Genomic DNA, 15,033 nt, shown 5'->3' with positions numbered 1-15,033 from the left:
CGTGCATGCGCGAGCCGGCCGCTACGCAGCTGCCTATTCAATCATGGATGGACGCCGGCGGATCGCCGGAATAGCGCGTGTTTCCCGTCGCCCGGTTCAGTGGTTGGCGTGGGCGTCCCGCCAGGCGCGGACAGCGGGCCCGACGTCGGCGATGCCGCGTATCACGCGCACGCCGGCTTCGTTGCGCAGCTTGTCGCGCGCACCGGCGCCGCCGACCCACAGTTCCACCGTAGGCGGCAGGGCTTCGCGCAGCGTGCGGATGCCGGCAATGGCCTGGCGTACCGGGAAGGCGGAACTGAAGGACAGTGCCACGATGTCGGCGCTGGCGGTGAGGGCCGAGGTGCGGATGTCGGCCAGCGGCATGCGTGGCCCGAGCGAACAGCACTGCGCTCCTTCTGCGGTCAGCATTACTTCGACCATCAGCAGGCCCAGCGCGTGTTCTTCCTCCGGCAGCGTGGTCAGCAGCACGCGCGGCGGCTTGCCGGTGCGCGCGTAACTGGCCAACGTTCCGCGCAGGAAGGACTGCGTCTGTTCGGTATAGAAATGCTCGTCCGGCACGCCGATGTCGCCGCGCATCCACGCTTCGCCGATGTCTACATTGAGCGGCGCGACCAGATCGGTGACCAGCCCCTGCAGGCCCTTTTCCAGCAGCGTCTGCTGGAACACCCGGCGCAGCGCCTCGACGTCATGGCTGCGGATGGCGTCGAGTATTTCACCGGCCAACAAGGCCGGCACGCGTGAAGCCTGTTCGGCCTCGATGATGAGCTGCAATTCGGCCGCACTGGCCGCAAGCAACTTGCCCGGACGCCAGCCCTGGTCCATCAGGCGGCGTATCAGGCGCAGCTTGCCAACGTCTTCGAGCGAGTACAGCCGCTCGCCGGCCTCGTCGCGGATGGGTTTGGGGAAACCGTAACGCCGTTCCCATACGCGCAGCGTGTCTTTCAGAAGGCCGGTCTCCCGCTCCACCGCGCTGATGGTCAGCAGGGACAGCCCTGATGCGTGAGCACTCATTTTGTCCTGGACAAATCGTTGACATGGCGACTCATGAGTCCTAGATTACGGCTTGAGTCTTGTTTTGTCCAGGACAAAAAGGGGGCGGTATGAACACGATCAAGAGTGCAGGAAGCGCGGTGGCGGTGCTGTTCAGCGTGTCCGCGTGGGCCGTCATGCCGTCGGCGGGCGAGCCGGTCGTGCAGGAGCGTGCGGCGGCGCCAGCGGCAAAGACGTCTGCGACGACGCAGCCGGCGTCGAGCCAGACCGACGCGCTGGTTCATCTGCACCGCGCGGCGACCGGTGCCTACTTCCCGGCGCACCTCGTCGTCGATGCTTCGGCGCGCTGCTGCGAGTCGGCCCGTGCTGCGCGCTGACGTGCTGCGCATCGTCTTCGCGCTGGTGACGACCTTGACTTCGATGACTGCGGCTGCGGCCGACGCCTGCCCGACGCTGCTCGATCGTTCGATTCCCGGCCTGCTCGACGGCAAGCCGCGCTCGCTGTGCGAGTACAGCGGCCGCGTGCTGCTGGTGGTCAATACCGCCAGCCGCTGTGGCTACACCGGCCAGTACGCCGGGCTGGAAAAGCTGCAGGACAGTTACGGCAAACGCGGCCTGACCGTGCTCGGCTTCCCGTCGAACGACTTCGGCAACCAGGAACCGGGCAGCGACAAGGACATCGCCGAATTCTGCAGCATGACCTATGGCGTCAAGTTTCCGATGTTCTCGAAGACCTCGGTCAAGGGCGCCCAGCGCCACCCCTTCTACGCCGATCTGGCGAAGGCCTCGGGTTCGGAGCCGGCGTGGAACTTCCATAAGTACCTGATCGGGCGCGATGGCCGGACGGTGACCGCTTTCCCCAGCAACGTGGCCCCCGATTCGAACGTGCTGCTGCGCGAGATCGAAGCGGCTCTGGGCAGATGACGCAGATCGGCGGATCGCACACGCGAATTCGAGCAGGTGAATCCATAACGCCCGTTCGCGTGTAGCGGTGGGCTGGAGGCAGAAAAGAATGAAGATTGCGGTCGTGGGGGCAGGCATTTCGGGCCTGTCGGCAGCGTGGCTGCTGTCGCGCCGGCACGAGGTGACGCTGTACGAGCAGGAGGGCCGCTTGGGCGGTCACTCGAACACGGTGGATGTCGAGATCGACGGCGTGAGCCATCCGGTCGATACCGGCTTCATCGTGTTCAACCGCGACACCTATCCGAATCTGTGCGGCCTGTTCTCGCTGCTCGGCGTGTCGATCGCCGACAGCGACATGTCCTTCGGCGTGTCGCTGCGCGAGCCGGACATCGAGTGGGCCGGCACCAATCTGGCCAGCGTTTTCGCGCAGCCGGCCAATCTGGCGCGCCCGCGTTTCTGGGGCATGCTGCAGGACATCCTGCGCTTCAATTCGGCGGTTACCGAGAGGGCGGCCAACGGCACCGCCGAGCACATTTCGCTCGGCGAATTCCTGGTGCGCAACCGCTATGGCGACGCCTTCCGCGACTGGTATCTGCTGCCGATGGCGGCGGCCATCTGGTCCTGTCCGACGCAGACCATGATGAGCTATCCGCTCGCCACTTTTGCGCGCTTCTGTCACAACCACGGCCTGCTGCGGGTGAACGACCGGCCGCAGTGGCTCACCGTGCGCGGCGGGTCGCGCGAGTACGTGAAGCGCATGGCCGCCGCATTGCACGACGTACGCCGTGCGTCGGCGGTGAAGGGCCTGCAGCGTGTGGCCGATGGCGTGCTGGTGCAGGCGGCCGGCGTGCTCGAACGCTACGACCAGGTGGTGCTGGCCTGTCATTCCGACGAGTCGCTGACGCTGCTCGGCGATACGGCGACGGCGTCCGAGCGGCGTCTTCTGGGCGCCATCCGCTACCAGCAGAATCATGCGGTGCTGCACACCGACACCGCATTGCTGCCGCGCAACCGCCGCGTCTGGTCGTCGTGGAACTACATGGCGGGCGCCGGCGCGCCGGACAGCCGGCCGGTCAGCGTGTCCTACCTGATGAACCGGCTGCAGCCGCTGCCTTTCGAGCAGCCGGTGGTCGTGTCGCTGAATCCGTTCATCGAACCTGACCCGGCCCGCGTGATCGCCCGCATCGACTACGCGCACCCGCTGTTCGACGGTCCGGCCATCGACGCGCAGGCGCGGCTGCCGGAAATCCAGGGGCGCGATCGCCTGTGGTACTGCGGCGCGTGGACCGGCTACGGCTTCCACGAAGACGGCCTCGCGTCGGCGGTGCGCGTCGCGCGTCACCTGGGCGCAGACATTCCGTGGCAGCGCAGCGGCGAGGTGCTCGCCGCATGAGCGATGTGCTGGCGGTCAGCCTCTGTCGCGGCGCGGTCATGCATGCCCGCGCGACGCCGGTGCGCACCCGCTTCGCCTACCGCCTGTTCTTCCTGCGCATCGCGCTGAGCCGGCTTGGCCTGCAGCCGGTGCCGATGCTGGCGCTGAACCGCTGGGCGCCGCTGTCCTTTCACTTCCGTGACCACGGCGCGCGCGACGGATCGCACCCGCTGCTCTGGATACGCGCGCTGCTGGCGCGCGAAGGTCTGGGCTGCGCCGACGGCGAAGTGGTGCTGCAGACCATGCCGCGACTGTTCGGCTACGTGTTCAACCCGGTCAGCTTCTGGTTCTGCCATGACCGTGCCGGTGCGCTGCGCGCCGTGCTGTGTGAGGTGAACAACACCTTTGGCGAACGTCACGACTATCTGGTCGCGCACGCCGACGGTCGGCCGATCGGCGACGGCGAGTGGATGGAGACGCGCAAGGTGTTTCACGTATCGCCCTTCTTCCCGGTCAGCGGCAGCTACCGCTTCCGCTTCGACCGGCGGGGCGATCTGCACGCGGTGGCCATCGACTACCACGACGGCGGGGAACGCCGGCTGCGCACACGCGTGTCCGGTCGTGCCGAAACCATGAGCCGGGCTGCCGCCTGGCGCGCATTGGCCGCGCACCCGCTGATGACGCTGGCGGTGATCGCGCGCATCCACGTGCAGGCCTTCCATCTGTGGCGCGCGCGCGTGCCCTTCTTCAGCAAACCGCAACCTCCCGTACAGGAAATGACCCGATGAATCAGCCCGACGTCCTGATTTCGCTCGAGCGCCGCAATGCGCTGCCGTTCGCCGCACGCCAGGTGTGCCGGCTGCTGGAGCGTATCGAACACGGCTGGCTGCTGATGACGCTGCCGAACGGTGAACTGCTGTCCTTCGGCCACCACGGCGAGCCGGTGGAAATGCGGGTGAAGGACTGGGCCACCTTCGATCACGTGATCGCGCGCGGCGACATCGGCCTCGGCGAAGCGTGGTTCGACGGACTGTGGGACAGCGACCACCTGGCGCGCGTGCTCACGCTGTTCGCGCTGAACCGGGAGGCCCTCGGGCGCGCCATACACGGCAACCTGCTGGCGCTGGCGATGGCCCGCATCCGCCACCTGTGCCGCGCCAACACGCGCAGCGGAAGCCGCCGCAACATCATGGCGCACTACGATCTGGGCAACGATTTCTACGCGCTGTGGCTGGACCGCAGCATGACCTACTCGAGCGCCTTGTTCGAAGGCGACGCGCAGCGCGATCTGGCGGCCGCCCAGCATGCCAAGTACGCGCGTATCGCCCGCGTGCTGCGCCTGCAGCGCGATCAGCCGGTGATCGAGATCGGCTGTGGCTGGGGCGGCTTCGCCGAGGTGGCGGCGCAGCAGAACGGTGCCTTCGTGCACGGCGTGACGCTGTCGCCGGCGCAACTGGCGTGGGCGCGCGAACGGGCCCAGCGCGGCGGCTTCGCCGACCGGGCCAGCTTCGAACTGTGCGACTACCGCGACCTGCGTGGCCAGGTCAGCCGCATCGTGTCGATCGAAATGCTGGAGGCGGTCGGCGAGCGCTGGTGGCCGACCTATTTCGCCAAGCTGAACGGCCTGCTCACGGTCGGCGGCGAGGCGGTGGTGCAGACCATCAGCATCGCCGACGATCTGTTCCCGCGCTACCGCAAGGGCACCGACTTCATCCAGCAGTACGTGTTCCCGGGCGGCATGCTGCCGTCGCCGTCGGTGTTCGTGGACCGGGCACAGCGCGCCGGTCTGCAGCTGCGTGACGACTACCGCTTCGGCATCGACTACGCGATCACGCTGGCACGCTGGCGCGAAACCTTCGAACAGCACACCGACGCCTTGCGCGCGCTCGGCTTCGATACCCGCTTCCAGCGGCTGTGGCGCTTCTACCTCGCCTACTGCGAGGCGGGCTTCCGCGCCGGGTCGATCGACGTGCACCAGTTCCACCTGGTGAAGCCGTGATCAGGCGTCTGCTCTGCGCGCTGCTGTTCGCCTCGGCCTGCGCATTCGCACAGCCGCCGGCGGGCGTGGTCGATCTGCTCGACGATCCGAAGCCGCTGGGCAGCGGCGAGATGCGCTGGTTCGGTCTCAAGCTGTACGACGCGACGCTGTGGGCAAGTGGCGGCCGTTACCAGCCGGACGGCGGCTTCGCGCTGAGCCTGCGCTACGCCCGCGACTTCGACGGCGTGCGGCTGGCGCGCGCCAGCATCGACGAAATCCGCCGCCTGGGCGAGCGCGACGAGGCGAAGATCGCGCGCTGGCATGAGGTGCTGGCCCGCGTCTTTCCGGACGTGAAGGCGGGCGAGGTGATCACCGGCGTCAAGCTGGCCGACGGCAGCGCACGCTTCTTCCACCAGGGGCGGGCGCTGCCGGCGGTCGACGATCGCGCACTGTCGGACGCCTTCTTCGCCATCTGGCTCGATCCGCGCACGCGCGAGCCGGCGCTGCGCGCGAAGCTGCTGGCCGAGGCCGGGCAGGCGCGGTGAACACCGCGCGGGTATTCGCCTACGGCCTGCTCGGTGCGCCACTGGCGGCCGCCGCGCTGCCGATCTATATCCATATCCCGAAGCTGTACGCCGAACATTACGGTGTATCGCTGACGCTGCTGGGCGTCGTGCTGTTCGTAGCACGCCTGGTCGACGCGCTGGCCGACCCGCTGATCGGCGCCGCCGGCGACCGTGCGCGCGGGCGTCGCCTGATCGTGCTGCTCGGGCTGTTGCCGCTGGCGGTCGGCCTGCCCGCGCTGGTGAAGCCGCTGGCCGGCATCGACCCGCTGCTCTGGCTGGTCGGCGCGCTGCTGCTGGTCTATGCCGGCTACAGCATCGCCACCATCCATTACGCCGCCTGGGGTGCCGAGCTGTCGACCACGCCGGCGCTGGGTACCCGGCTGGTGGCGTCGCGCGAGGGCTGGGCACTGGTCGGCGTCGTCGCGGCGTCGGTCGCCCCCGGCCTGCTGGCCGACGACGCACCGACCGGCCTGTGGCGCGCAGTGCTGTACTGGCTGCCCTGGCTCGCGCTGGCCGCGCTGCTGACCACGACCACGGTACCCGATCTGCGGCCGCAGGCAGTCGCGCAGCCGCTGCTGGTGACGCTGCGCGAGGTGATGCGGCACGCGCGCTTCCGCCGCCTGCTCGCGGTGTTCGCGCTCAATGGCATCGCGGCGGCGGTGCCCGGCACGCTGGTGCTCTTCTTCATCGCCGACGTGCTGCAGGCGCCGGAGCGCGAAGGTCTTTTCCTGGCGCTCTACTTCGTCGCCGGCGTGCTGGCGCTGCCGCTGTGGACGCGGCTGGCCGACCGCATCGGCCGCGCCCGCAGCTGGGCGGCGTCGATGCTGCTGGCGATCGCCGTGTTCGGCTGGGCATGGACGCTGGGGCCGGGCGACGCCACCGCCTTCATGCTCATCTGCGTCGGCTCGGGCATCGCGCTGGGCGCCGACCTCGCGCTGCCGCCAGCGCTGCTGGCCGGTCTGATTGCGCGGCGCGAGGAGCCGCTGCCGGCCGGCGGCAGCTTCGGCGTATGGACCTTCGTCACCAAGCTCAACCTTGCGCTGGCCGCCGGCGTTGCCTTGCCTGCACTGGCGCTGCTCGGCTACCGGCCGGGCGAGCAGGGCGACGAGGCGCGCGCCGCGCTGACCGCCGTCTATGCGCTGCTGCCGCTGCTGCTGAAGGCGGCAGCGCTCTGTTTGCTGTGGGCCGGCACGCGCCGGCTCGAACCCGATCTGCAAGGAGCTTCATCATGAAGAAAATGCTGTGCCGGCTGCTGTCGGTGCTCGGGCTGGCCGCGCTGGCCGGCTGCGGCGGTGTGCCGGTGGAGAAGTACGCGGCGCAGAAGCCGGTGCTCGATCTGAAGCAGTATTTCAATGGCCCGGTGACCGGCTGGGGCATGTTCCAGGACCGCAGCGGCGAGGTGATCAAGCGCTTCGTCGTCCACATCCACGCCCGCTGGCAGGGCGACACCGGTACGCTGGACGAGCGCTTCGAGTGGAGCGACGGCACGCAGAGTCGCCGCGTCTGGACCATCCGCCACCTGGGCGACGGCCGCTACAGCGGTCGCGCCGACGACGTGGTCGGCGAGGCGACCGGCGAAGCGCGCGGCAACTCGCTGCGCTGGCGCTACGTGCTGGCGCTGCCGGTGGACGACAAGGTCTACAACGTCGACTTCGACGACTGGATGTATCTGATCGACGACAAGGTGATGCTGAACCGCTCGGCGATGAGCAAGTTCGGCGTTCATCTGGGCGAGGTGACGCTGTCCTTCACCCGCGGCGCGCCCTGATGTTCGCGCCGCTGAATCCGCCCGTGAAGGACTGGGCTGGCAAACGCGTCTGGGTGATCGGTGCGTCGAGCGGCATTGGCGCCGCACTGGCGCGCCGGCTGATCGAGTCGGGCGCGCGTGTCGCGCTGTCCGCCCGCGACGCGGCGCGACTGGCGGATGTGGCCGATGTGGCCGGCCGCGCGCCGAACGTGCTGCAGCTTCCACTCGACGTCAGCGAGCCGGGGGCGTTGATGGACGCGTCCACCGAACTGTGCAAACGCTGGGGCGGGGTGGATGCCGTGTTCTTCGTCGCCGCGCGCTACCGTCCGGTGCGCGCCTGGGAACTGGACGACGACGATGTCGACGCCACGCTGCGCACCAACGTTGCCGCCGTCATGCATGGCTGCGCCGCGGTGCTGCCCGGCATGCTGGTGCAGCAGTCCGGTGCGCTGGTCATCGTGTCCAGCGTCGCCGGTTACCGCGGATTGCCGAAGGCGCTGGTCTATGGCGCGAGCAAGGCGGCGCTGATCAATTTCGCCGAGTCGCTGTACATGGACGTGCACCCGCGCGGGCTGGGCGTGCATCTGGTGTGCCCGGGCTTCGTGGAGACGCCGCTGACCGCGCAGAACGACTTCACGATGCCGGCGCTGATCAGCGCCGACGAGGCTGCCGGCCACATCCTCGCCGGCCTGGCGCGCGGCGATTTCCACATCCATTTCCCGAAGCGCTTCACCGGCTGGTTGCGCGTGCTGCGGCTGCTGCCCTACCGGCTGTACTTCGCCGCAGTCAGGCGAATGACCGGCCTGTGAGCGGAGCGCCCGCCCTTCAGCGATCGACGCGGGGCCGCGTCAGCCGCCGGGCGGCGATCACCACGGCGCTGACCGATAAGGTGAGGCCGGCCAGCGCGGCCAGCCACAGCAGCGTGTAGCGCAGCGCCGGGCGCCCGGCCAGCGCCGGCAGTTCGAAGCTGTGCGGCGCGTTGAACAGCCAGCGGCGCAGGCGGGCGTCGCGGTCCAGGGTGCCGAGCAGGCGACCGTCGAGCGCGTCGATATGCACCCAGGTTTCCGCGTCGTCCTCCAGTTTGACGCGCCAGACCGGCAGTTCCCTCGCGTCGCGGCGGGCGTACCACCAGGCGTCCTCGTGTATCAGACGTTCGATCGCCGCCAGCCGCGCGTCCGGGATCAGCGCGCGCGCCACCGCCTCGGCGTGGTGTTCGGTCACGTCCGGGTGGCCGAGGTCGGGCATGTCCACGCTGCGCCGGAAGCCGTTGCCGGCGGTGAGCGTCATGCGTGCCTGACCGCGCACCCAGTAGAGCTGCACCTCTTTCCAGTCCGCCTCGGCGAACAGCGGCACCAGCGCCTGTGCATCGTGCGGCCACGGAAACGCGGCGGCCACGCTGCCGGTGTAGCGTGCCATCGCCGCGTTGCCCGGCGGCGTGTTGCGCAGCCAGTCGCCAGGCGACATCGACAGCCAGCCGCTGACCATCCAGGCGAGCACGAACAGGCCGCCGCCCAGACCGGCCAGATGGTGCAGCTTCATCCAGCCGGAGAAGGGGCTGAGCGGCGCCCGCCGGCGCAGCCGCAGCACGCCCAGCAGCAACCCGCTCAGTGCCGAAATGCAGCAGATGCCGGACACCCACAGCAGGGTCTGCCGCCACAGCGCCGACTGTTCGCGCAGCGGCGTGAAGTAGAACCAGTGCGGCACGGCGCCGAGCCAGTTCCAGAAGCGCTCGCGTTGGGTGCTGTCGCGCACCACCTCGCCGCTGCGTGCCGACACGTAGAGCTCGGTGCCGGCTTCATCGTCCAGCGCGATGCGGTGGAAGGGGCGCTGGCGGTCCAGCGTCGCCAGCACCGTCCATTGGTCGCGTTCGACGATGCCCACGTGGCGCGCGCCCGGCTGGCCGGAGAAGGCACGTGCGATGGCTTCGGCCCGGGCGACGTCGATGGCGGTGACGCGTGCGCCGCTGCGCGCGCTGATGGCATGTCGCCCGCCGTCGGCCATGGTCATGCGCCACACCGGCTCGCTGCTGCCGTCCTCGCGCGGCAGCGCTTCCAGCCACAGGCGCCGCGGGAAGCTGTGAACACCGGCGGCCTGCAGCGCCGCGGTGGGCGACACCCTGATCTGCGCCGCGTCGAGCGCGCCCAGGCCCTGCAGGCGTTCGGCGTCGCTCAGCGCGGGGAAGCCGACCACGCTCATCACCAGTCCTGAGCCGAACCACATGACGAACAGCAGGCAGCCGGCGATGCCCAGCCAGCGGTGCACCGAGGCCAGGGCGCCCGGCAGGCGGCGGGCGAGGGCGGGCAGGGAGGCGCTGAGCGGCGGGAACATGCGCTAAGGATCAACCGGCGCGTGAGGCGTCGGCAAGCGGGGTGGCGCGTGTTCCGGCGCGGCGCGCGTACAGACCGGTCAGCCAGTCAAGTGCGCAGTAGAAGGCGCCGGCCGCCAGCGGCGGGTTGGCGGCCGTCAGCGGCAGGCCGGGGACTTCGGGCCGCCAGATCCAGCAGCCGAGCTCGGTGCCGTACAGCTCCATCGCCAGCGCCAGCAAGAACATGGTCGAGTACAGGCGCGGCGATGGACCGAAGCGCAGCGCGAGCAGGTAGAGCGCGAACAGCGGCAGGCTGATGCCGTCGGCCCCGAACAGCGCACAGGCCGCCACCAGGCCGAGCGCAAGCGGCGGCACGGCGTCTGTCACACCGTGCGGCAGGCGTTCGCTCAGCCACACGCCCAGCGCGAACAGCAGCACGTGGCCCGGCGGCACGAACAGCGGCAGATTGCCGAGGCGGTAGTCGTACAGCCCCCACCACAGCGACAGCACGATTTCGCCGAAGGTGGCCCAGGCGAGGCAGATCATCCACTGCGCGCGCTGCCCGGGCGCGGCGCGCAGACAGAGCGCGCCGAGCAGTGCCCAGGTCCACAGTGCGACGACGTGCGGCGCCCACGCGGCGCCATGCGCGTCCAGCCAGAGGCCGCCGACGATGGTCAGCACGATGGCGAGGGCGAAGGGCGTGGTCATCTATATATATGCGGTCGGGCCGGGCGGGAGGTCGGCCGGGCCTGCATGGTAGACTCTGCGCCTCGAAAAATCGCGGGTTTTCCCATGTCCGGCAATACTTTGGGCACGCTTTTCTGTGTCACCTCCTTCGGTGAGTCGCATGGCCCGGCCATCGGCTGCGTGGTCGACGGCTGTCCGCCGGGGCTGGCGCTGAGCGCCGCCGACATCCAGGCCGAACTGGACCGGCGCAAGCCCGGCACCTCGCGCCACGTGACGCAGCGGCGCGAGCCGGACGAAGTGGAAATCCTGTCCGGCGTGTTCGAAGGTGTCACCACCGGCACGCCGATCGCGCTGCTCATCCGCAACCAGGACCAGCGCTCGAAGGACTACGGCAACATCGCCGAAACCTTCCGCCCGGGACACGCCGACTACGGCTACTGGCAGAAGTACGGTATCCGCGACCACCGCGGCGGCGGCCGCTCGTCGGCGCGCGAGACCGCGGTGCGCGTGGCGGCCGGTGCGATCGCCCGCAAGTGGCTGCGCGAGCGCTACGGCATCGAAATCCACGGCTGGATGAGCCAGCTCGGCCCGATCCGCATCGAATACCGCGACCGCGACGCGATCGCCAGCAACCCCTTCTTCGCGCCGGACGCCACCATCGTCCCCGAGCTCGAACTGTTCATGGACCAGCTGCGCAAGTCGGGCGACTCCTGCGGTGCCCGCATCGACGTGGTTGCCAGTGGCGTGCCCGTGGGCTGGGGCGAACCGGTGTATGACCGGCTGGACGCCGACATCGCGCACGCGATGATGGGCATCAACGCGGTCAAGGGTGTCGAGATCGGCGCCGGTTTCGCCAGCGTCGAACAGCGCGGCACCGAGCACTCGGACGAAATGTCGCCGCAGGGCTTCCTGTCGAACAACGCCGGCGGCGTGCTGGGCGGCATTTCGACCGGGCAGGACGTGCGTGTGTCGATCGCCATCAAGCCCACCTCCAGCATCCGGCTGGACCGTCACTCGATCGACAAGGCCGGCAATCCGGTCATCGTCAATACGCACGGCCGGCACGACCCCTGCGTCGGCATCCGTGCCACGCCGGTGGCTGAAGCCATGCTGGCACTGGTGCTGATGGACCACGCGCTGCGCCACCGCGCACAGTGCGGCGACGTCGACTGCCCGACGCCGCGCATTCCGGCGGCCGCCCCGGCCGACGTGATCGAACGGCTGCGCGCGCAACGCGACGCCGCCGTGGATGACCCGGAGCCGGACGAGGCCTGAGCGACACCGTCCGCCGATGCGCCCTGGCTGGCGCACCGGCGGCCCGGCAGCGGTTCGCGGCCTTGCTCGCCGTGAATTCGCCGGCCCCGCCTCCGGTTCTTCCCCGGGCCTGACCTCAGCGCCCGGCTGCAGCACCTTCCTCCCGATCTTCCCGCCTGTCCGATCCCGTCGCCGACACCGGTCCGCGTGACCCGTGTCAGGCGGAATCGCCGTTGCCGCCAAGCAGTAAATCGTCACCTTTTCGGAAATGTTCCCGTCAATACCGGGACTCGGTCCCGGTCGGAGGGCAACAGCCGGTGTTCGGCCACAGACCGGGCCCGTCGGCCGATCCGGCCTACCCGTGCGGCATGCGTGCATTCCTCGGGAATGAAATCGCCGCCCGGGAAATTTTCCCCGCGTTATCTGCACGGGATGTTTTCCCTGTTTCCACGTGACGCGCCTCGGTACAAGACGGGAAACAAATAGCCCGTGGCGTTGTAGGAGTCCGTCCTACATCGAGGTCGATGACAAGGCATACAAGAAGAGGAGGGGCGAGGTCGCTGGCGGCACTCGCTCTGGCCGCTGGGCCATACACCGGTACCGCAATGGCGCAGGAGGAAGAGGTGATCGAGCTGGCACCGGTCGAGATTCGCGCACCGCGCATCATCACGCCGCTGCCGGGCGTGGTGATCGATCGCGACCAGTCCAGCGTCAATGTGCAGAGCGCGACCGCCGAGGACATCCGCCAGCAGCAGTCGATCAACATCACCGACTTCCTGAACACGACGGGACAGTCGATCACGATCAACGACTACGCAGGCAACCCCTTCCAGCAGGACCTGAGTTTTCGCGGCTTTTCCGCGTCGCCGCTGGTCGGCACACCGCAGGGGCTGTCGGTCTACCTCGATGGCGTACGCATCAACGAGCCTTTCGGCGAGGTGGTGAACTGGGATCTGATCCCGACCATCGCGATCGAGCGCACTGACCTGATTCCCGGCTCGAATCCGCTGTTTGGCCTGAACACCATAGGTGGCGCGCTGTCGCTGCAGACCAAGTCCGGCTTCACTTCGCAGCGCTTCGAAGCGACCAGGACACAGGGCTCGTGGGGTCGTTCCCAGAACCAGCTTGCGATCGGCGGCAACAACGGCACGGTGGCCGGTTTCCTGGCGATCAGCGAGTTCCGTGAGGACGGCTGGCGTGACAACTCGCCGAGCAGCGTGAACCAGTACTTCGGCCGTATCGATGCGCGCATCGGCAAGGTCGAGCTGACCGGCTCGCTGCTCAAGGTCGACAACAAGCTCACCGGTAACGGGCTGGTGCCTTACGAGGACTGGCAGGTGCGACCGGAGTCGGTGTTCACCTCGCCCGACACCAACGACAACGATCTCACTCACATCAATCTGCGTGGCCGGCTCGACATCAGCGACCGCGACAGCCTGTCGCTCGGCCTGTATCAGCGCAAGCTGACCCAGCGTTCGGTCGGCGGCGACTTCTGGGACGACTTCGATCGCCTGTCCTACGGCCGTCTGGACGACTGCCCGCTGAGCAACTTCCCCTACGTGTCGGCCAACGGCGCCTACGACCCGGTCGGTGGTCCCACCTCGCCCGGCTGCCCCGGCTTTGCGCCCAACGGGCTGTTCAATATCGGCGGTACCTCGCAGGAGGCGATGGGGCTGACGCTGCAGTGGGTGCATGTGGGCGACCGACACCAGGTGGTCGTCGGCGGCACCTTCGACCGCAATGACATGAGCTACGGCCAGGGCCAGTTGCTCGGTTTCATCGACGGTGACCGCAACATCTACACCGATCCGTCGAAGGCCGACGAACTGGGACTGGCGCCGCTGGAGACGCTGATCCAGCGCAACAACCTGACCGGGTCGAACGAGGCGGTCGCGATCTTCGCCACCGACACCTGGACGGTGCAGGACAACTTCTTCGTGAACTACGGCCTGCGCTGGAGCCGCACGCACGTGAAGAACCAGCTGGTGTCGGACAAGCCGATTCCGCTCTACCAGTTCACGCAGAACTTCCTGAACACCCGCCAGATGCGCTGCGGCACGCTGGCCGACGCCACCGCGCGCTTCCTCTGTTCGGAGGGCGATTACACCTACTACAGCGCCAATCCGTCCTTTGGCATGTCGTGGTTGCCGACGCCCGAGCTGAATTTCTTCATGAACGTGAGCAAGGGCTCGCGCACGCCGTCGGTGATCGAACTGGGCTGCGCGCGCGACAAGGAAGTCGAGAACCAGAACAACGGCAAGAGCATCGGCTGTTCGGTGCCGACCGCGCTGACCAGCGACCCCTATCTGCCGCAGGTGCGTTCGCTCAGCACCGAGTTCGGCCTGCGCGGCACGGCGCTCGACGGCAAGATCGATTTCAACGCCACGGTGTTCGTGACCGAACTCGAGGACGACATCCTGTTCGTGTCGCTCGGCCGCAAGAACCGCGGCGTGTTCGACACCTTCGAAAGCACCACGCGCGAAGGCTTCGAACTGGGCATGACCGCGCGGTTGGGCAAGCACACCTTCCGCGCCGCCTATACGCGGCTCGAAGCCACCTTCGATTCGACTGCGCGGGTGGTTAACCAGTCGAACAGCAGTTCGAACAAGACGCCGGGCCAGCTCAACGAATTCACGATCAAGCCGGGCGACTACATCCCCGGCATTCCGCGCGATGTGCTGCGTCTGGGCTGGAATTACGACGCCACCGACAAGCTCAGCTTCGGCGTGAACATGATTGCGCACGCCGGTTCGTACTCGCGCGGCAACGAGAACAACGAGCATCAGGCGGGTGGCGACGATGAGTACGGCGACTCCTTCGGTGGTGGCTCCGCCGGCCTCGGTCGGGCCTATGTCGGCAAGGGTTCGACCGCCGGCTACGCGGTGTTCCACTTCGTCGGCCGCTATCGCATCACGCCCCAGCTCACGGTGTTTGCGCGGGTCGACAACCTGTTCGACAAGCAGTACGTCACTGCCAGCGAACTCGAACTGAATCCCTTCGTCGCCGGCAATTTCGGCGCCCGTGACGCCTCCGGCTTCAACTACAACTCCTTCGCCTGGACCCATTCGCAGTTCGTCGGCCCCGGTTCGCCGCGCGCTGGCTGGATCGGCCTGACCTACGCGTTCGACATGCCGCGGAGCAACTGACTTTCGCATCCGATTTTCATACCGATTGTTCGCGCGGTCGTGCAAACGCGAACTTGATGATCCGTTCCGGCGGATCGAAACTTGA

The 15,033-nt window shown here is 68.2% G+C and carries 14 protein-coding genes; 11 read left to right on the top strand and 3 right to left on the bottom strand.

What is annotated here, in order from left to right:
• Positions 1-96: 96 nt before the first annotated feature.
• Entirely contained in the window at positions 97-1,011 is a 915-nt protein-coding gene (locus tag METRZ18153_RS0114305) for a MerR family transcriptional regulator (protein WP_020165368.1), read from the bottom strand.
• 89 nt (positions 1,012-1,100) lie between these two features.
• On the opposite strand from METRZ18153_RS0114305, the gene METRZ18153_RS0114300 reads away from it, so the two are divergent.
• The 9 genes from METRZ18153_RS0114300 (at position 1,101) to METRZ18153_RS0114260 (ending at position 8,365) form a co-directional block, all read left to right on the top strand.
• Entirely contained in the window at positions 1,101-1,367 is a 267-nt protein-coding gene (locus tag METRZ18153_RS0114300) for a hypothetical protein (protein WP_020165367.1), read from the top strand.
• Positions 1,354-1,914, top strand: coding sequence for a glutathione peroxidase (locus METRZ18153_RS0114295; RefSeq protein WP_020165366.1), 561 nt, complete (start codon positions 1,354-1,356; stop codon positions 1,912-1,914). Before METRZ18153_RS0114300 ends, METRZ18153_RS0114295 begins: the two co-directional genes overlap by 14 nt.
• A gap of 88 nt (positions 1,915-2,002) precedes the next feature.
• Positions 2,003-3,286 carry an NAD(P)/FAD-dependent oxidoreductase gene (locus tag METRZ18153_RS0114290; RefSeq protein ID WP_020165365.1) on the top strand — a complete coding sequence of 428 codons (1,284 nt, stop codon included), beginning with the start codon at positions 2,003-2,005 and terminating at the stop codon, positions 3,284-3,286.
• Entirely contained in the window at positions 3,283-4,053 is a 771-nt protein-coding gene (locus tag METRZ18153_RS0114285; RefSeq protein ID WP_020165364.1) for a DUF1365 domain-containing protein, read from the top strand. The genes METRZ18153_RS0114290 and METRZ18153_RS0114285 overlap by 4 nt, the downstream gene beginning before the upstream one ends.
• The gene (locus tag METRZ18153_RS0114280; RefSeq protein ID WP_020165363.1) at positions 4,050-5,264 is read left to right on the top strand and encodes an SAM-dependent methyltransferase; all 1,215 of its coding nucleotides are present in this window, start codon (positions 4,050-4,052) and stop codon (positions 5,262-5,264) included. Before METRZ18153_RS0114285 ends, METRZ18153_RS0114280 begins: the two co-directional genes overlap by 4 nt.
• Entirely contained in the window at positions 5,261-5,788 is a 528-nt protein-coding gene (locus METRZ18153_RS0114275; protein WP_020165362.1) for a chalcone isomerase family protein, read from the top strand. Before METRZ18153_RS0114280 ends, METRZ18153_RS0114275 begins: the two co-directional genes overlap by 4 nt.
• Positions 5,785-7,041, top strand: a complete 1,257-nt coding sequence (locus METRZ18153_RS0114270) for an MFS transporter (RefSeq protein WP_020165361.1) — start codon at positions 5,785-5,787, stop codon at positions 7,039-7,041. Before METRZ18153_RS0114275 ends, METRZ18153_RS0114270 begins: the two co-directional genes overlap by 4 nt.
• Positions 7,038-7,577, top strand: a complete 540-nt coding sequence (locus METRZ18153_RS0114265; RefSeq protein ID WP_020165360.1) for a DUF3833 domain-containing protein — start codon at positions 7,038-7,040, stop codon at positions 7,575-7,577. Before METRZ18153_RS0114270 ends, METRZ18153_RS0114265 begins: the two co-directional genes overlap by 4 nt.
• The gene (locus METRZ18153_RS0114260; RefSeq protein WP_020165359.1) at positions 7,577-8,365 is read left to right on the top strand and encodes an SDR family NAD(P)-dependent oxidoreductase; all 789 of its coding nucleotides are present in this window, start codon (positions 7,577-7,579) and stop codon (positions 8,363-8,365) included. Before METRZ18153_RS0114265 ends, METRZ18153_RS0114260 begins: the two co-directional genes overlap by 1 nt.
• A 16-nt stretch (positions 8,366-8,381) precedes the next feature.
• Here METRZ18153_RS0114260 and METRZ18153_RS0114255 read toward each other — a convergent pair whose 3' ends face one another.
• Both METRZ18153_RS0114255 and METRZ18153_RS0114250 read right to left on the bottom strand, forming a co-directional pair.
• Positions 8,382-9,884: a hypothetical protein gene (locus METRZ18153_RS0114255; protein WP_020165358.1), complete on the bottom strand. Its 1,503-nt coding sequence runs from the start codon at positions 9,882-9,884 to the stop codon at positions 8,382-8,384.
• 10 nt (positions 9,885-9,894) lie between these two features.
• Positions 9,895-10,569, bottom strand: a complete 675-nt coding sequence (locus tag METRZ18153_RS0114250; protein ID WP_020165357.1) for a hypothetical protein — start codon at positions 10,567-10,569, stop codon at positions 9,895-9,897.
• 84 nt (positions 10,570-10,653) lie between these two features.
• On the opposite strand from METRZ18153_RS0114250, the gene aroC reads away from it, so the two are divergent.
• Positions 10,654-11,823: a chorismate synthase gene (gene aroC / locus METRZ18153_RS0114245; protein WP_029143787.1), complete on the top strand. Its 1,170-nt coding sequence runs from the start codon at positions 10,654-10,656 to the stop codon at positions 11,821-11,823.
• 584 nt (positions 11,824-12,407) lie between these two features.
• Positions 12,408-14,948 carry a TonB-dependent receptor gene (locus METRZ18153_RS0114240; RefSeq protein ID WP_020165355.1) on the top strand — a complete coding sequence of 847 codons (2,541 nt, stop codon included), beginning with the start codon at positions 12,408-12,410 and terminating at the stop codon, positions 14,946-14,948.
• Positions 14,949-15,033: the final 85 nt, after the last annotated feature.

The organism is Methyloversatilis discipulorum (assembly GCF_000385375.1).
GTDB classification, from domain to species: domain Bacteria; phylum Pseudomonadota; class Gammaproteobacteria; order Burkholderiales; family Rhodocyclaceae; genus Methyloversatilis; species Methyloversatilis discipulorum_A.
The sequence above is the reverse complement of the archived record's forward strand: the minus strand, read 5'-3'. Positions and strand labels throughout refer to the sequence as shown.